The following is a 16,234-nucleotide window of genomic DNA, read 5'->3' as shown; positions in this document are numbered from 1 at the left end:
CGCGACCGTATCTGGCGACGGCCGGATCGGCGCGGACGGCGCGGCGTCGGCCGGGGCCGTGACCTCACCGCCGGGTTCCACGCTTTCCTCGGGCTGACGCAGGCGTTCGATGCGCGCGTCGCGGGCGAGACGCTCGTCGAGCTGCGTGATCTCTTGATAGCGCAGCCAGGCGACGATGCGCGGGCGCAACGTTTCCAGACTCGGCACGCCGCGCGCGCGGCGATCCTCAAGGCGGAAGATATGCCAGCCGGTCGGCAATTCGATCGGGCCGATCAGGCTGCCGACGGTGGCGCGTTCGACTTCCTCGCGCAGCCCGCTGCTCAGATCGCTGAGCGAAGAAAAGCCGAGGTCACCGCCATCGGGAGCGGTGTCGCGTTCGGTGGAAAGTTCAAAAGCGAGCGCTTCGAACCTTTCGCCTTGGTCGAGCCTTCTTTTGGCCGCGTCCGCCTCTTCTCGTGTCTGGAACTGAATATGGCGCAGCTGCACTTCCTCGCCCTCGGCCAGCCGGTTGATGTTCTCCCGGTAAAGCCGTTCGATCGCCGCCGGATCGTTCGCGCGCTGATCGATCTCGTCGTAAATCGAATTGGCCAACACACGCTCGCGCGCGTTTTCCAGCTGCCGGCGCGTGCCGGGCTCGCGGTCGAGGCCGCGGGCCTCAGCTTCCATCGCGAACAGGCGGATTTGAATCAGCTCCTCCAACGCCATGAAGAAGGCGTCGGAATTGGCGTCGAGATCCTCGGTTTCCTGCAGCCAGCCGCGCGCTACGGCGTAGGCGCGGACGTCTTCCACATAAATGGGACGGCCATTGACGGTGGCGGCCACGATCGGGCTCACGCCGCCGTCGCTATCCCCGGCGCTATCGCGGCCGAGGCCGCACGCCGACAGGGCGAGCGCCAGGGCCAGGACCATTCCGACTTTGAAGGGGGCGCGCTTGGACATGCGTTCTGCTCTCCGGGCAAGGCGGGGCGCAGTTCCGTCGACCCTTCGGCCGTTCCGGTCACATTGACACCGCCCAGGGCCGCTCTTAAGTCTCGCAAGCGCACGAGTCGAGAGTGTTTTCGCACGCGGGCGCGCGCTGATGAGACACAAAAAAGCCAACAAACTCAAAGCGATCGCCGCCTCTCTCAGCGCCGCCTTCAGGACGGCGCATTAATGTTTAGAACGCGCCTATGCTGAACCTCGCCAAGCAGATTTTCGGCTCCGTCAACGAGCGCAAGGTCCGTCAATTGCGTCCGGCGGTGCAGCGCATCAACGCGCTTGAGCCGACCTTCGAGGCGCTGTCCGACGAAGCGCTCCGCAACAAGACGAGCGAATACCGCCATCGCCTGGCCCGCGGCGGCAAGATCGACGACGTGCTGCCCGAGGCGTTCGCCACCGTGCGCGAAGCCGCCAAGCGCGTGCTCGGCATGCGCCATTTCGACACCCAGATGATGGGCGGCATGATCCTGCACCAAGGCAAGATCGCCGAAATGCGCACCGGCGAAGGCAAGACGCTGGTGGCGACGCTGCCGGTCTATCTCAACGCGCTGGAGAGCCGGGGCGTCCACGTCATCACCGTCAACGACTATCTCGCCAAGCGCGACGCCGAATGGATGGGCCAAGTCTATCGCTTCCTCGGCCTCTCGGTCGGCACCATTGTGCACGGTCTTTACGACAACGAGCGCCGCCAGGCCTACGCCGCCGACATCACCTACGGCACCAACAACGAATTCGGCTTCGATTATCTGCGCGACAACATGAAGTACTCGCTCGGCGAAATGGTCCAGCGTGGGCATCGCTTCGCGATCGTCGACGAAGTCGACTCAATCCTGATCGACGAAGCGCGCACGCCGCTGATCATCTCGGGCCCGACCGAGGACCGCAGCGAGTTCTACAAATCGGTCAATTCGCTGATCCCGCTGCTCGGTCCCGAGCATTATGAGCACGACGAAAAGCAGCGTTCGGTGACCTACACCGAAGAGGGCTCTGAGCGGATCGAGGAAATCCTGGTCGAGCGCGGCCTGCTGCAGGGCTCGATGTACGAACCGTCGAACATCTCGGTCGTGCACCACGTCAACCAGGCGCTGCGCGCGCACAAGCTGTTCCACCGCGACAAGGATTATATCGTCAAGGACGGCGAAGTCGTTCTGATCGACGAATTCACCGGACGCATGATGCATGGCCGTCGCCTGTCGGAAGGCTTGCACCAGGCGATCGAAGCCAAGGAAGGCGTGAACATCCAGCCGGAAAACCAAACGCTGGCGTCGATCACCTTCCAGAATTATTTCCGCCTCTACGACAAGCTCGGCGGCATGACCGGCACCGCTTCCACCGAAGCGGCGGAATTCGGCGACATCTACAAGCTCGACGTCGTCGAAATTCCCACCAATCGTCCGATCAAGCGCATCGATATCGACGACGAAGTCTATCGGACGGCGGCCGAGAAATACAAAGCCATCATCGCCGACATCGAAGAAACGCACCGCAAGCAGCAACCCGTGCTGGTTGGCACGGTGTCGATCGACAAGTCCGAATATCTCTCGACCATGCTGAAGCAGCGCGGCATTCCCCACCAGGTGCTGAACGCGCGCTATCACGAGCAGGAAGCGCAGATCGTGGCGCAGGCCGGCGTGCCTGGCGCGGTGACGATCGCCACCAACATGGCCGGCCGCGGCACTGACATTCAACTCGGCGGCAACGTCGATATGCGCGTGAAGGCGGCGCTGAAGGGCGATGAAACGCCCGATCAGATTGCGGCGCTGAAGAAGCAGATTCAGGCCGACGTGGAGGCCAAGAAGCAGGTCGCGCTCGAAGCCGGCGGCCTCTACGTGCTCGGCACCGAGCGTCACGAAAGCCGCCGCATCGACAACCAGCTACGCGGCCGGACCGGCCGTCAGGGCGACCCGGGCAAGTCGAAATTCTACATCTGCTTGGAAGACGATCTGCTGCGCATCTTCGCCGCCGATCGTTTGGACGCGATCATGCGCGGCCTCGGCATCCAAGAAGGCGAGGCCATCGTCCACCCCTGGATGAACAAGGCGCTCGAGACCTCGCAACGCCGTGTCGAGCAGCGCAATTTCGAAATCCGCAAGAACCTCCTGAAGTACGACGACGTCATCAACGATCAGCGTAAGGCGATCTTTGAGCAGCGCATCGAATTCATGCGCACCGCCGATGTCGCCCCGATCATCAAGGACATGCGCCACGACGTCGTGGAGAAGCTGGTCTGGCGCCACATGCCGGAGAAGGCCTATCCCGAACAATGGAACACCGCCGAACTCAAGATCGAAGCCGAGGAAATTTTTGGCTTCACCTCGCCGGTCGATGCCTGGGCCGCCGAAGAAGGCATTGCGCAACAAGAGATCATCGAGCGCCTGACGCGCGAGGTTGATCATGCCTATGCGCAAAAGGCCGCCATGCTGGGCCCGGAGCGTTTGCGCGCGGTCGAAAAACAAGTGCTGCTCTCGGTCGTCGACATGCGCTGGCGTGAGCATTTGAGCTTGCTCGATCATCTGCGTTCGGTCGTGCACTTGCGCGGCTATGCCCAGCGCGATCCGCTGAACGAGTTCAAGACCGAAGCCTTCTCGCTGTTCGAGCGCATGCTGCTCGATCTGCGCACCACCATCACGCGCATGCTGCTGCGTCTGCAGATTGGTCAGACCGAAGATCAGCTGCCGAAGCCGATGGCGCCGACGCAGACCTACGAAATCCACCAGAACCCGGACACCGGCGAAAACGAAATGGCCCGCAAAGCGGATTTGCATCCGCTGGCGCCGGAAGGCTTCGATCGCCACAACCCGGCCACCTGGGGCAAGGTCTCGCGCAACGCGCCGTGCCCGTGCGGTTCCGGCAAGAAGTTCAAATATTGCCACGGCCAAGCCGAAGCGCAGAGCGCTTAGGGCTCGCGTTCAACCAACGGCCAAGAAGGCGCTCGAAAGGGCGCCTTCTTTTTGCGTCTAGGCTTGAGCGCCGCTGGCCTGCTTGTTGGCTGCAGGCGCAAGCCTTTGGTTCAAGAACGCGCGGATCGGGCGGTCCCAGTATTTGTCGGCGGCCCAGGCGCTGAAGCCGATCACGAGGATGAAGAAGAGGCCGGACATCGGCGCGTATTCCTCAAGCCAAACGCCGACGCTCAGCTTCGCCACAACGCCGCCCAAGGAATGCATCGGCACGTGCAGCACATAGGCGGCATAGGATGCGATGCCCAACCATGAGCAGATGGGCAGCAAGCGCGCGCTTGGCTCGTATCGCGCGGCGATCAGAATGAGCGCCGGATAAAGCGCCATTGCGAAGACGAGCTTCAGCTCCGTCGGTGGACGCCAATCGCCGAGCGCCGCGCGGGGCAGGAACGTCGCCAGCGTGATCGCGCCAAGCGCCAGCACCATGGTGTTCGATTGAATGCGCCCGGTGAACGCAAACTTGTCGCGCAGCCGATAGAGCAATACGCCCGCAAAGAAACCAAACATCGCGCGCGCCAGGCCGCCGTCGAAGGTGCGCCACGAGGCGCCGAGATCGAAGGATTGATAGCGGACCGTCACGGCGATCAGCGCAACAGCAAGCAAGCCGACAAAGATCGCCAGCTGCTTCAACGAAAGCCGTGCGCCGAACAGCGCGAAGGCAAGATTGGCAATCAGCTCGAAGAAGAGCGACCAAGCCGGGAAATTGAACTGAAACAGAAAGGGCGGCGAACCGTCAGCGGGGTTCGGCAGCATCAGCGCATTGAGCACCGCGGCGATCCCAAGCGCCGTCGAGCCCTCGGTCATGTCGGCATAAAGCCGCAGCGCGACCGCGAGACCAGCGATCAGGAAGCCCAAAAGATATAGCGGGTAGAGCCGGATCAGCCGCATGCGCACGAAGGCCGCGACGCCAAGATTGGCGTTCAGGCGCTGCGCGTAGGCGTGCGTGAGCACGAAGCCGCTCAGGATGAAAAAGAGGTCCACCGCGAGAATGGCGGCGGTGAAGACCGGGCCGTCATCGCCGAACAGGCGCCCGCCGTGCCAGGTGATGACGGCAAGGGCCGCGATGCCGCGGAGCGCGTCAAGCGTGATGAAGGCGCGCGAGGAGTGCATGACCTGCCGAATTCTTCGTGAGGTCCGCGACTTCATCGATCGCTGTGCGTCCGTCAAGCCGGCGGGTGAGAATGCCGCAGCAGCAGCCGGTCAGGCGCGCAGCACGTGCTCGGCCAGCGCCCGGTAAGACGGTAGGGAAACGTGGTCCAGTGCGCTATTGGCGTTGCCGGCGATGTGGTGCGAGCCAAATCGGGCGATCACCAGCTCAGCCGCCGGCGCGATCCAGATCACCTGGCCGTGGATGCCCCGCGCGGTGAAGCTGCCCAAATTGTCATGCGCCACCCACCATTGATTGCGGTAGCTCCAGCCTTGCAGTGTGGAATATTTGGCCTTGGCGAAATGATCGCGGTCGGCGCCGTTGCGGATATCCGCGACGACTTTGGCCGGCGCGATCTGTTGGCCGTTGGCGGCGCCGTCACAGCGCATCATCTCGCCGAACCGCGCCATGTCGCGCAGCGTGAGATTGAGCCCGCCGCCGCACATCGCCGCGCCCGTGCGGTCAACAAGAAAGTGCGCGTCTTCCTCGACGCCAAGCTTGCGCCAAATGCGCTCGGAGATCAGCTGCGCCATCGGCGCGCCAGTGACGCGCTGCACGATCCAGCCCAACACTTCCGTGTTGCATGTTTTGTAGGCGAAGGCCTGGCCGTGCTCGCCTTGCTTCTTCAAGCCCTGCAAAAATTCGAAAATGCTCTTCGGGCCCGCATAATCCGCAGGCCGCGTAGCGATGCCACAGGCGAGCGTGTAGGCGAAAATCTCGGCGCTGCGATCAGTGTAATCTTCCGAATATTGCACGCCGATCGTCATATCGAGCACTTGGCGCACGCTGGCGTCGCCATAAGCGCTGGCTTTCAGATCAGGTACGTATTGGACGACTGGCGCCTCGGGGTCGAGCGCGCCTTCCTCGATCAGCATCGCCGCGATCAGGCCGACGAAGGATTTGGTCACCGACATCGCCAAGTGCGGCAGCTCCGGCGCGAGCGCGCCCAGATACTTCTCATAGATCACCGCGCCGCGATGCAGCGCGATAATGCCGTCCGTGTAATTGAGGTCGAGCGATTGCGCCCATGTGAGCGTGCGCCCATCCATGGCCGTGAAGCTGATCTCGTCGATGTCGTCGCGCAGCTTATACGGCAGCGCCCACGCCGCGCCTGGCCCGCGCCGGACGTTCGCTGTCGGGCTCAGTTCGCGCTGATGGCTGAAGGCCCAACGTATGTAAGGAAAGCGCCAGCTTGAATTGTCATCGAGCCGGATCAACTTGTCCGCGGGCGGCGGAAAGCCTTGCATCCATCCATTGGCGCGCGGATCGCTGGCGGCGGCGTCGAGGTGCGACATGATCAGCGTTGTCCAGCCAGTTCGCGAATCAGCACCCGCCAGTGCGTGAGCCCCGCGTAGAAGGTGTCGACCGAGACGCGCTCGTTAAGTCCGTGCGCGAAATCATCGCTGTCCTTGATGAACACAGCGCCGACGCCATAGGTCGGAATGCCGGCGGCGCGGAAGAACAGGCCATCCGTCGCGCCCGCTGACATATAGGGCGTGACGACAACGCCGGGATAGGTCGTGTGCACGGCGCGCGTGACGGCGTTCATCACATCCTCGCGCAAGGGCGAGGCGTCGCTTGAGTTCGACGGCCCGAGCGGCGCGACTTCGATGCCGGGGCCGGCGATGGCTTGCAATTCGCTCTGCACGTCCGCCACCGGGACGCCGGGGAAGATTCGGCAATTCACGGTCGCGGTGGCGCTTTGCGGCAATGCGTTTTCCGCGTGGCCGCCGGCGAGCATGGTGGCGACGCAGGTCGTGTGCATCATGTGCGCGAAGGAGGTGGCGAGCAGCGTGCGCGCAGCGCGACGGTCGCCGGGATTATCAGCGAAGCGGCGCAGCGCGGCGCCTTCGGGTCCGCCGATCGATTGCGCGGCGTTGCGGAAGGAAAGTAATGTCGTTTCATTCCATTGCGTCGGGAATTGGAAGGCGCGCAGTCGCGCCAGCGCTTCGCCCAATTCGTAGATCGCATTGTCGGCGCGTGGCTGCGAGGAATGGCCGCCGGGATTGCGCGCCGTGAAGGTGAAGCTCGCGTAGGTCTTTTCCGCCGTCTGCATCGCATAATTCAGCGGCGCCCCGGCTTCGCTCAAAGCGCCGCCGCCGCCGTCGGAATTCAGCGCGAATTCGGCGTCGCCCAGCAGATCGCGGTGTTGCGCGAGCAACGCTTGGGTTGAGGCGCCGGTCGTCTCTTCGTCGCCCGAGAACCAGATGATCAGATCCCGAGTTGGCGTGAAGCTTTCGGCGCGCAGCGTGAGGAAGGTGCTGGTGAGCTGGACAAGGCCCGCCTTGTTGTCGAGCGAACCGCGGCCGAAGAAATAGCCGTTCTCTTCGATGAGCGTGAACGGGTCGCGCTCCCAATCGCTGCGCAGCGCCGGCACCACGTCCATGTGCGCCAGAAACAGAATTGGCCGACCGCCCGAACCGTCGCCGCGATAGCGCACGACGAGGCCGGCGGTGCCGTTGGTTTCGATGATGCGCACATCGTCGGCGGCAAACCCGCCGGCACGGAAGCGCTCAGCCAGATAATTCGCCATCGCCAAATTCTGCGGCCCGGTGGAGGTGTCGAAGCCGACCACGCGTTCGTAGATGTCGCGCGCTTGCGTCCGTTGCGCATCGCTTGGCGTCTGCGCTTGGCTCACGCCCGAACAGAACAGCAGGGCGGCCGCGGCAACCGGCGCACACCAACGAAACAGCATGAAATCCCCCAATCGTTTCGCCCATGCTGCGGGGCGGTTAGCGCTTTGGCAAGAGATTGGGCGCAGGGCTAGGGCCATGAGCGCTATTCTGATCCTGGGCGTCGATCCCGGCCTCAATCGTTGCGGTTGGGGTTTGGTGCGGAGCGAAGGCGCGCGCTTGAGCCACGTCGCGCATGGCGTGATCACGCCGAAGGCGGCCCAACAGCTCGCCTCGCGTTTGCATGACGTATTCGAGGGCCTCTGCGCCGTGATCGAACAATACCAGCCGCACGAAGCCGCCGTTGAAGAGACGTTCGTAAACTCGAACGCACGCGCCGCACTAGCGCTTGGTCAAGCGCGCGGCGTGGCGCTGGCGGCGGCGGCGCGGCATGGCTTGGTGGTGGGCGAATATGCGCCGACGACGATCAAGAAAGCCGTTGTCGGTTCCGGCAGCGCCGACAAGACGCAGATCGCCTTCATGGTGCGGCGTCTATTGCCGACGGCGGGCGAAGTGAAGGCTGACGCCGCTGATGCGCTGGGCGTCGCGCTCTGTCACGCCGCGCATGGCGGCTTTAAGCGCAAGGCCGGCGGCGCTTAGGCCAACGCCTTCGTGTAGGTCGCAAGGTCGAAATAATCGCGCCAGACTTTGATCTTGCCGTTCTCAAGTTCGAACACGCCGCAGCACGGCAGGTCCACGGTCTTATCGCCGACATGGATGTGATCGACGCGCTCGGCGATCACCACGTCGCCGGCGGATGCGATGTTCAGCACGTCCCAATTGGTCTTCGTCCAATCCTTCAGGAACGCGGCGATGAACGGCCGGAGCGCCGCGCGCCCGGCGATCGGCGCGATCGGCATGTTGTAATACACCCCGTCCTCCGCGAAGAAGCTGACGATCTTTTCAACGTCGAGCGATGGCCATGTATCGATGAAGTCGCGCACGATGCGTTCGTTGTCGGACATGATCTATCCTTTCACTGCCAATGTGCTCTTGCGTGCGCCCCAGAGCAAATAGATCGGGATGCCGATCGCCATCCAGATGAAGAAGCGCTCGATCGTACCGAGGTTCAGGCTTGAGAAGAGGTACAGACAGCCGACGATCGCCAGCGGCGCCACGACCCACACCAGCGGCGTGCGGAAGGGGCGCTCAGCGTTCGGCGCGCTGTGGCGCAGCACCATCACCGAGACGGCGACCGCGATGAACGCCGCCAGCGTGCCGGCGTTCGCGAGCGAGGCGATCTCGCCGAGCGTCAGCAGTCCCGCGAGCGCCGAGCACACGACCGCTGTGAAGATGGTCATGATCACCGGCGTGCCGAGCTTCGAATGCACACGCCCCCAAGAACGCGGCAGCAAGCCGTCGCGCGACATCACATAGAAGATGCGCGTCTGGCCGTAGAGGAAGGCGAGGATCACGGTGGGAATGGCAATGGAAGCGACCCCGCCGATGATCGCGGCGGCTTCCGGCTGATTGAGGCTGCGCACGATTTCCGCGATCGGTTCGCCGCTTGAGGCGAACATGTTGAAATCCATCGCGCCAATCGCAGCCGCGCCGACCAGCATATAAAGCAGCGTGCAAATCACCATCGAACCAATAATGCCGATCGCCAGATCGCGGCCGGGGTTCTTGGCTTCTTCCGCGGCGGTGGACACCGCGTCGAAGCCGTAGAAAGCGAAGAACATCACCGCGGCCGCGGCCATGACGCCAATGTTCGTCCCGTCCGCTTGCGGCGTCGAACCCCAGCCGAACGGCGCGAATGGCGTGAAACGCGAAATGTCGAACGCGGGCAGCGCAATCACCAGGAAGAGGATCAGCGCGGCGATCTTCAGCACCACGAGGGCTGAGTTCACCCAGGCGCTTTCGCGCGTGCCGAGGATCAGCAGGCCAGCGACCAGGAAGATGATGAACACGGCAAGCGGATTGAAATGCAGCGCGTGCCCCGCCATTTCGCCGAACGGCAGCATCTGCGGAATGTTGACGCCGAAGCCGGTGAGCACGCCTGAGGCGTAGCCCGACCAACCGACCGCGACCGCGCTCACCACCACCGAATATTCCAAGATCAGCGCCCAGCCGACGATCCAGCCCGCGAGCTCGCCGAGCGAGGAATAGGTGTAGGTGTACGCGCTGCCCGAGGCCGGCATCATGCTCGCCAGTTCCGCATAGCAAAGCGCAGCGCACGCGCACACCGCGCCGGCGATCGCGAACGACACGATCACGCCAGGGCCCGCCATGCCGGCGCCTTGGCCGATCAGCGCGTAAATCCCGGCGCCCACGATCGCGCCCACGCCCAATGCCACGAGATGCGGCCACGACAAGGTGCGCTTCAATTCCTGATGCTGCGGCGCCTCAATAGGCTTGCGACGATTCCAGAACGCCATCCGATCCCCCCGTTTGCCGCTATCTTGGCCGGGGGAGGCGCGCTTCGCCAGAGCCCGTCGATGAATATCGCGACTTGCTCCTGCATGGCCGGCTCGCTATCGCGGCGAAGGGGGTGTGGGCATGCGGATACTCGTGCTTGGCGGATACGGCCTGATCGGGCTTGAGATTGTGCGCTGTCTGCGGGCCGCAGGGCATGAGGTCGTTGGGCTTGGCCGCTCGACGGCAAAAGGGCGCGCGGCCGCCCCGGACATTGCCTGGATCGGCGCCGATATCGCCGCGCTCACAACGCCGCAAGCATGGGCGCCGCACATCGCCGGCGTCGACGCCATCGTCAACGCCGCCGGCGCGCTGCAGGACGGCGCGCGCGACAATCTTCGCGCCACGCAGCAAGACGCGATCGTCGCGTTGATCCAAGCCTGCGCGGGCAAGCCCATACGCTTCGTGCAAATATCCGCGCCCGGCGCGGCGGTCGATGCGCCGACGGCGTTCATGCGCACCAAGGGCGTCGCCGACGCGGCGCTGCGCGCGAGCGGATTGGACTGGTTCATACTCAAGCCCGCGCTCGTGATCAGCGCCAATGCGTATGGCGGGACATCCTTGCTGCGCATGTTGGCGGCCCTGCCATGCGCGCAAGTGCAGGTGCTGGGGAAGAGCAGGGTGCAGAGTGTCGCCGCCACCGATGTGGCCGACGCTGCGCGCCTGGCGCTTGAGGGGAAAGTCGAGGCGCGCCGAGACTATGATCTGGCCGAGGCGCAGAGCCATGCCTTAGCCGATGTCATCGCCAAATTCCGCGCGTGGCTTGGGTTCTCGCCCGCGCGATTGCGTATCGAACTGCCCACGGCGCTTGGTTATTGCATCGCTCTCTTCGCCGACCTTGCAGGCTGGTTAGGATGGCGCTCGCCGCTGCGCTCCACGGCGCTGCGTGTGTTGGCGCAAGATGTGAAAGGCGATGGTCGCGCGTGGGCGGCGGCGACTGGCGCCAGACTCAAATCGCTCGACGAGACCCTGGCGTCGTTGCCGGCGACGGCGCAGGAGCGCGCTTACGCCCGCGTGCAAATACTGCTGCCGCTCTTGGCGCTGACTCTCTCGGGTTTCTGGCTTGCGTCCGGCGCGATAGGCATCGCGCAGCGTGACGCGGCGGCGCGCGTGTTGGAGGGGGCGGTGTCGCCACAGCTGGCGATGGCGCTCGTGCTTGGCGGCGCGGTGGCGGACATCGCGATTGGTCTCGGCGTGTTGCTGCGTCCTTTCACGCGCGCGGCCGCGCTGGCCGCGGTCGCGCTTTCGCTGCTCTATCTCATCGCCGGGACGTGGCTGACGCCACATCTCTGGGCCGACCCGCTCGGCCCGTTCGTGAAAATATTCCCGAGCATAGCGCTTGCGCTCGCTGTCGCCGCGTTCGTGGGTGAACGCTGATGGACCCGCTCATCCTATTGCGCTGGCTCCACGTCCTCGGCGCCTGTGTATTGCTCGGCACGGGCGCGGGCATCGCCTTCTTCATGGTGATGGCCCACCGCACCAAGGACGCGCGCTTGATCGCGCATACCGCGTCGATCGTGGTCATCGCCGATTGGCTCTTCACCGCCAGCGCCGTCATCGCCCAGCCCATTACTGGCGCGCTGCTGGCTTACCAATTGGGCTGGAGCTTCAGCGAAAGCTGGATCGTGCTCTCGCTCGCGCTCTATGGGCTTACCGGTGCGTTCTGGCTGCCGGTTGTATGGATTCAGCACCGCCTGCGCGATCTCGCGCGCGCTGCAGCCGCCAGCAACGCGCCCTTGCCGGACGCTTATCACACACTCTACCGCATCTGGTTCGCCTGCGGCTTTCCCGCATTCTTGGCGGTGCTGGCGATCCTTTATCTGATGCTGGAGCGGCCCGCTCTCTGGTGATCAGACGCGAACGATCAACCCGTACGCCAAGAGCGTCGAGACCAGCGCATCAATCTTGTCGCCCTTGAGATCGCTCAAGCCAAACACTTCGCCGTTCAGCGCACGCTCCAGGGCGGGGCGGTTCGCAGCCGTGAAGTCGAGATCGCCGCCGGGACCGATCACGACGATATCGTCGCCATCCTCGGCGATGCGGAAGGGCGCGTGGCGCTTCAGCACAAACCGATCGCTGGCTTCGATGCTCTTGCTGGCGTTGAGAATAGAGAAGCGGTTTTCGGCGGGGCGCGAGCGGATGAAGGTGTCCACCATCAGATCGAGCGCCGGATCGAGTTTGATTTCCTGCGCCAACAGGCCCGCAAGCGTCGAAAGCTGCTTGCGCGCGGCGTCGCGGTTGAAATCCGGATGCGCAAAGCCCGCCGGCAGCGAGCGGCGCAATTCCGGCGAGCGCAGCGCCACTTCCGACACCGCCTCCAGAATCAAGTCCGCCCAGGTGCGGGTGATCAGGCCGACGGTGATGTGGAGCGACGGCTGCTCGCCGGACGTCAACGCATCGTGCATCAAGCCACGCGGCACGTAAGCGCAATCGCCCGCCTTCAGCACGAATTCCTGGCGCAGCGCGCCGGTCTCGTGTTTGCCCGGCTCGAAGCCTTCGCCGCGGAACGGCGCCTCGATCGGCATGTCATAAATGCGCCAGGCCTTCTCGCCCTCGACCTGGATCACCAGCACATCATGATTGTCGTAATGCGTGCGAAAACCCTGCGCATTGGCGGGGGTCAGGTACAGGTTCGCCTGCACGTGCGACGAGAACACGTGCTCCAGGCCTTTGCACAAGCGCGCGAGCTTCGGTTCGACTTGATGGGCTTGGTTCAGGATGATGGTCGCGCCGCCGCGATATTGATCGGCCACCGCGCCGCGATCGATGAATCCCGACGCATCGACATATTGGCTGGCGCTCATCTCACGCGAGGCGTCGGCCAGCGCGAGTTGTCCCTCGCGCAGATCGACGCTGGTGACGATGCGATCGACATCGTCGATGCTCAATAAGCCGTCGAAGCGCCGCGCCGCATTATGATGCACGACCAGCGCTTCACGTTCGTACGTTTTGGCGAAAAACGTCTCGATCCGCTCGGGCCCAATCAGGTACCCAAGCGGATCGTCGAGCCAAGGCTCGCGCGATGTCACGGACGACTTACCAGTTGCGGCGTGGGCCGCGACCGTAATTGGCGCGGTCAGCGTAGGAGCCGCTGTCGCCGTCGGTCAGGCCCGAAGGCGAGTTGCGGGTGGCGCCGCGGCCGTTGCCGCCATTGTCGGCGTTGCCGCCGCTGTCGCTGTCGGTCAGCCCCGTACGACCGCCGCCACCGCCGCCGCCACCGCCGCGACCGTAGCCGGCGCGGTCCGCGCCGTTGCCAGTGTCGCTGTCGGTGGCGCCCGTGCGGCCGTAGCCGGCGCGGTCCGCGTAAGAGCCGGTGTCGCTATCGGTGCGGCCGGTATAATTCTGGGCCGCCGCTTCGCCGGTCACCGCCGCCGTCGCGCCGCCCACAATGGCGGCCGCGCCCGCGACGCGCGCCATGAACGAACGACGGTTTAAACGCTTCTTTTCAGACATTCATTTCCCCCGAAAGTCCACGCCGGCCCGTTACTGCGAGCCGATCGCAAAAACTTTATCCCTCACATCAGAATCGGTATCACAGAGCCGGAATCCCGACACGCGCGAACGTATCGCAACAGGATATTTCGACATCGCCTGCAAACGGGGGTTGGGGCGGCGGTGGTTCGCGCCGTCCGTTTCGCCGCCGCCCGAATCCGCGCACTCCTAATCTCATGATCGGATCATTGAACGGCGTGGTTGCGGCGGTGGGTGAGGACACCGCTTTGATTGACGTGAATGGCGTCGGCTATGTGGTGCAAGCGGCGGGGCGCACGCTGGCACGGCTGACGGTCGGCGCGCCGGCAAAGCTCTTCATCGAAACGCATGTGCGCGAAGACGCGATCCGCCTGTTCGGATTTTCCAGCGAAGAAGAGCGCGCCTGGTTTGCGCATCTGCAGACCATTCCGGGCGTCGGCGCCAAGGTCGCGCTCGGCATTCTCGACGCCATGCCGCCCGAAGTGCTGGCCGACGCCATCGCCTTGCAGGACAAGGCCGCATTCGCCCGCGCTAATGGCGTCGGTCCAAAGCTCGCCGCGCGCTTGGCCACCGAACTCACCGGTAAGGCCGGGCCGAAAGGCTTCTTCTCCATCGCCGGCGGCGCCGCGCGCACAGCAAGCGCCGCGCCCGCCGCCAATGGCGCGCGCGCGGAAGCGGTGTCGGCGCTGGTCAATCTCGGCATTGACCAATCGAGCGCCGCGCGCGCCGTCGCCAACGCCGCCAAGCAATTCGCCGCCGACGCGCCGGCGCCCGAACTCATCCGCGCGGCGCTGAAGGAAGTCAGCCGCTAGGCCGCATGGCTGTCGCCCATGCCGCAATTGGGATCTTCCGCGCCGACCATCGGCCGCATCTCGCATACGCCTTCCCAACCTGGGGCGTGGTCGCGGTGCACTTCCATGAATTCAACCGCGCTTGCCAGCGCTTCCGCGCGCGTCGCGAATTCAAAGATGGCGTAACCGCCGACGACTTCCTTGCTCTCGGCGAACGGCCCATCGATCACATTGATCTCGCCGCGCTTCAGGCTGATGCGGGCGCCCATCTGGATCGGGAACAAGCCGCCCGTATCGATCAGCGACCCATCGGCGGTGCGCTTCTCGATCAATTGGGTCATTGCATCCATCAGAGCCTGCGGCGGCGGGCCGTCTGACGGCGGGGCGATGACGAAAAACATGTAACGCATGAATCTGCTCCGTGGCTGGCATAACGCGCCAGCCCCAAGGACGAACGCCAGCCTGCGGCGCCGACGTTGCGCTTTCCGATTTATCCACAGCTTGGCGACTAGAGCAGGCCAGAACAATCCGGAAACCCGAATCGCGCTAGGAAGGTCCATGGCCGAGCCAGCAGAACGCCCCGACCAACGGATTCTTACGTCGGAGAAAATGCCCGGGGAGGGCGCCGACAGGGCGTTGCGCCCCACCGGCTTTGACGAGTTCGTCGGCCAGCCCACGGCCAAGGCCAATCTTCAGGTTTTCGTCGAGGCCGCGCGCGCGCGCGGCGAGGCGATGGACCATACTTTGCTGTTCGGCCCGCCGGGCTTGGGCAAAACCACGCTCTCGCAAATCGTCGCGCGCGAGCTTGGCGTCGGCTTTCGCGCCACCAGCGGGCCGGTGATCGCGCGCGCGGGCGATCTCGCGGCGTTGCTCACCAATCTCGAACCGCGCGACGTGCTGTTCATCGACGAAATTCACCGCCTCGCGCCGGCGGTCGAAGAAATTCTCTATCCGGCGATGGAGGATTATCACCTCGACATCATTATCGGTGAAGGCCCGTCGGCGCGCAGCGTGCGCATTGATCTGGCGCCCTTTACGCTTGTCGGCGCCACGACGCGCGCCGGTTTGCTCAGCACGCCGCTGCGCGATCGCTTCGGCATCCCGCTGCGGCTTGAGTTCTATAGCGCGCAAGATTTGCTTGGCATCGTCACGCGCGGCGCCGGCAAGCTCAACATGCCGATCACGCCGGAAGGCGCGATGGAGATCGCCAAGCGCGCCCGCGGCACGCCGCGCGTCGCCATTCGCTTGCTGCGTCGCGTGCGCGATTTCGCCGGCGAAAACGCGATCGATGCGGCGGTGGCGGACGCTGCGTTGAAGCGGCTCGATGTCGATAGCGACGGCCTCGATATGCTCGACCGCCGCTATCTGCACGCCCTCGTCGAAACCTATGGCGGCGGCCCTGTCGGTGTTGAAACGCTGGCTGCCGCGTTGGCCGAAGCGCGCGACGCCATCGAAGACGTGATCGAGCCCTATCTGATGCAGCAAGGCTTCGTCATGCGCACCCCACGCGGCCGCGTCGCTGCGCCGAAAGCGTACGAGCGCCTAGGCAAAAAGCCGCCGCCGATCCAACCGAGCACGGGAGCGTTGTTCGGGGAGGAGTAGGGGGCTCGAGCCATGCGGAGACGGCGTGGTTGACGAACGGGCGAATCTACGGCAACTTGGGGTTGCCTCCGGATGGGGGCTGGAAAAGAAGCTGTGGAACGGCTTTGGAAGTTTCTGCTGGACAGCAGTCAGGATCGCTATTGCGCCGGAGGCGTAATGTGCTTGATCGTCGGTCCAACGGATCCCCGAAGCGGTTCTCTG

15 protein-coding genes are annotated in these 16,234 nt (G+C 64.4%); 6 read left to right on the top strand and 9 right to left on the bottom strand.

The genetic code is table 11. From position 1 onward, the window contains the following. Positions 1–939, bottom strand: a 939-nt coding sequence (locus VF769_RS07260; protein WP_331007720.1) for a peptidylprolyl isomerase, incomplete at its 3' end; no start/stop codon positions are given. Between the two features lie 230 nt (positions 940–1,169). Here VF769_RS07260 and secA point away from each other — a divergent pair. After that, positions 1,170–3,878 (top strand): preprotein translocase subunit SecA, encoded by a 2,709-nt coding sequence (secA, locus tag VF769_RS07255; RefSeq protein WP_331007719.1) that lies wholly within the window; start codon positions 1,170–1,172, stop codon positions 3,876–3,878. Positions 3,879–3,935: 57 nt separating this feature from the next. On the opposite strand, the gene VF769_RS07250 is transcribed toward secA, so the two are convergent. The 3 genes from VF769_RS07250 to VF769_RS07240 form a co-directional block, all read right to left on the bottom strand. Further along, a complete protein-coding gene (locus tag VF769_RS07250) occupies positions 3,936–5,045 on the bottom strand; it encodes an acyltransferase (protein ID WP_331007718.1) in 1,110 nt (369 codons plus the stop codon). 90 nt (positions 5,046–5,135) lie between these two features. Next, positions 5,136–6,377, bottom strand: a complete 1,242-nt coding sequence (locus tag VF769_RS07245) for a serine hydrolase (protein WP_331007717.1) — start codon at positions 6,375–6,377, stop codon at positions 5,136–5,138. A gap of 2 nt (positions 6,378–6,379) precedes the next feature. Beyond that, complete coding sequence (locus VF769_RS07240; RefSeq protein WP_331007716.1) at positions 6,380–7,777, bottom strand: M20/M25/M40 family metallo-hydrolase; 1,398 nt, start codon at positions 7,775–7,777, stop codon at positions 6,380–6,382. A 76-nt stretch (positions 7,778–7,853) separates the two neighbouring features. Here VF769_RS07240 and ruvC point away from each other — a divergent pair, with 76 nt between their 5' ends. Then, positions 7,854–8,354, top strand: coding sequence for a crossover junction endodeoxyribonuclease RuvC (ruvC, locus tag VF769_RS07235; protein ID WP_331007715.1), 501 nt, complete (start codon positions 7,854–7,856; stop codon positions 8,352–8,354). On the opposite strand, the gene VF769_RS07230 is transcribed toward ruvC, so the two are convergent. Both VF769_RS07230 and VF769_RS07225 read right to left on the bottom strand, forming a co-directional pair. After that, the gene (locus tag VF769_RS07230; RefSeq protein ID WP_331007714.1) at positions 8,351–8,719 is read right to left on the bottom strand and encodes a limonene-1,2-epoxide hydrolase family protein; all 369 of its coding nucleotides are present in this window, start codon (positions 8,717–8,719) and stop codon (positions 8,351–8,353) included. The two genes, ruvC and VF769_RS07230, sit on opposite strands and share 4 nt — an antisense overlap. Positions 8,720–8,722: 3 nt before the next feature. Next, positions 8,723–10,132: an amino acid permease gene (locus VF769_RS07225; protein WP_331007713.1), complete on the bottom strand. Its 1,410-nt coding sequence runs from the start codon at positions 10,130–10,132 to the stop codon at positions 8,723–8,725. A gap of 121 nt (positions 10,133–10,253) precedes the next feature. Here VF769_RS07225 and VF769_RS07220 point away from each other — a divergent pair, with 121 nt between their 5' ends. Further along, entirely contained in the window at positions 10,254–11,546 is a 1,293-nt protein-coding gene (locus VF769_RS07220; RefSeq protein ID WP_331007712.1) for an SDR family oxidoreductase, read from the top strand. Beyond that, the gene (locus tag VF769_RS07215) at positions 11,546–12,019 is read left to right on the top strand and encodes a DUF2269 domain-containing protein (protein ID WP_331007711.1); all 474 of its coding nucleotides are present in this window, start codon (positions 11,546–11,548) and stop codon (positions 12,017–12,019) included. Before VF769_RS07220 ends, VF769_RS07215 begins: the two co-directional genes overlap by 1 nt. Here the strand turns inward: VF769_RS07215 and VF769_RS07210 are convergent, their stop codons facing one another. Continuing rightward, the gene (locus VF769_RS07210; protein ID WP_331007710.1) at positions 12,020–13,198 is read right to left on the bottom strand and encodes a cupin domain-containing protein; all 1,179 of its coding nucleotides are present in this window, start codon (positions 13,196–13,198) and stop codon (positions 12,020–12,022) included. It lies immediately after the preceding gene. A gap of 7 nt (positions 13,199–13,205) precedes the next feature. Continuing rightward, on the bottom strand, positions 13,206–13,622 hold the full coding sequence (locus VF769_RS07205) for a hypothetical protein (RefSeq protein ID WP_331007709.1): 417 nt from the start codon (positions 13,620–13,622) through the stop codon (positions 13,206–13,208). Positions 13,623–13,837: 215 nt separating this feature from the next. Between VF769_RS07205 and ruvA the strand changes: the two genes are divergently transcribed. Next, positions 13,838–14,452, top strand: a complete 615-nt coding sequence (gene ruvA / locus VF769_RS07200) for a Holliday junction branch migration protein RuvA (RefSeq protein WP_331007708.1) — start codon at positions 13,838–13,840, stop codon at positions 14,450–14,452. Here ruvA and VF769_RS07195 read toward each other — a convergent pair. After that, entirely contained in the window at positions 14,449–14,841 is a 393-nt protein-coding gene (locus VF769_RS07195; RefSeq protein ID WP_331007707.1) for a YciI family protein, read from the bottom strand. The genes ruvA and VF769_RS07195 overlap by 4 nt on opposite strands. A gap of 148 nt (positions 14,842–14,989) precedes the next feature. On the opposite strand from VF769_RS07195, the gene ruvB reads away from it, so the two are divergent. Beyond that, entirely contained in the window at positions 14,990–16,033 is a 1,044-nt protein-coding gene (ruvB, locus tag VF769_RS07190) for a Holliday junction branch migration DNA helicase RuvB (protein ID WP_331007706.1), read from the top strand. The last annotated feature ends 201 nt before the right edge of the window (positions 16,034–16,234 follow it).

The sequence above is a fragment of the Vitreimonas sp. genome, from assembly GCF_036392335.1.
Taxonomy (GTDB): Bacteria; Pseudomonadota; Alphaproteobacteria; order Caulobacterales; family Aquidulcibacteraceae; genus Vitreimonas.
This window is presented reverse-complemented; position numbering and strand designations above follow the sequence as displayed.

What these genes read in the sequence shown, in the direction of transcription:
- secA (WP_331007719.1), top strand. Translation starts at nt 1,170, where the DNA reads ATGCTGAACCTCGCCAAGCAGATTTTCGGCTCCGTCAACGAGCGCAAG.
- VF769_RS07250 (WP_331007718.1), bottom strand. Translation starts at nt 5,045, where the DNA reads ATGCACTCCTCGCGCGCCTTCATCACGCTTGACGCGCTCCGCGGCATC.
- VF769_RS07245 (WP_331007717.1), bottom strand. Translation starts at nt 6,377, where the DNA reads ATGTCGCACCTCGACGCCGCCGCCAGCGATCCGCGCGCCAATGGATGG.
- VF769_RS07240 (WP_331007716.1), bottom strand. Translation starts at nt 7,777, where the DNA reads ATGCTGTTTCGTTGGTGTGCGCCGGTTGCCGCGGCCGCCCTGCTGTTC.
- ruvC (WP_331007715.1), top strand. Translation starts at nt 7,854, where the DNA reads ATGAGCGCTATTCTGATCCTGGGCGTCGATCCCGGCCTCAATCGTTGC.
- VF769_RS07230 (WP_331007714.1), bottom strand. Translation starts at nt 8,719, where the DNA reads ATGTCCGACAACGAACGCATCGTGCGCGACTTCATCGATACATGGCCA.
- VF769_RS07225 (WP_331007713.1), bottom strand. Translation starts at nt 10,132, where the DNA reads ATGGCGTTCTGGAATCGTCGCAAGCCTATTGAGGCGCCGCAGCATCAG.
- VF769_RS07220 (WP_331007712.1), top strand. Translation starts at nt 10,254, where the DNA reads ATGCGGATACTCGTGCTTGGCGGATACGGCCTGATCGGGCTTGAGATT.
- VF769_RS07215 (WP_331007711.1), top strand. Translation starts at nt 11,546, where the DNA reads ATGGACCCGCTCATCCTATTGCGCTGGCTCCACGTCCTCGGCGCCTGT.
- VF769_RS07205 (WP_331007709.1), bottom strand. Translation starts at nt 13,622, where the DNA reads ATGTCTGAAAAGAAGCGTTTAAACCGTCGTTCGTTCATGGCGCGCGTC.
- ruvA (WP_331007708.1), top strand. Translation starts at nt 13,838, where the DNA reads ATGATCGGATCATTGAACGGCGTGGTTGCGGCGGTGGGTGAGGACACC.
- VF769_RS07195 (WP_331007707.1), bottom strand. Translation starts at nt 14,841, where the DNA reads ATGCGTTACATGTTTTTCGTCATCGCCCCGCCGTCAGACGGCCCGCCG.
- ruvB (WP_331007706.1), top strand. Translation starts at nt 14,990, where the DNA reads ATGGCCGAGCCAGCAGAACGCCCCGACCAACGGATTCTTACGTCGGAG.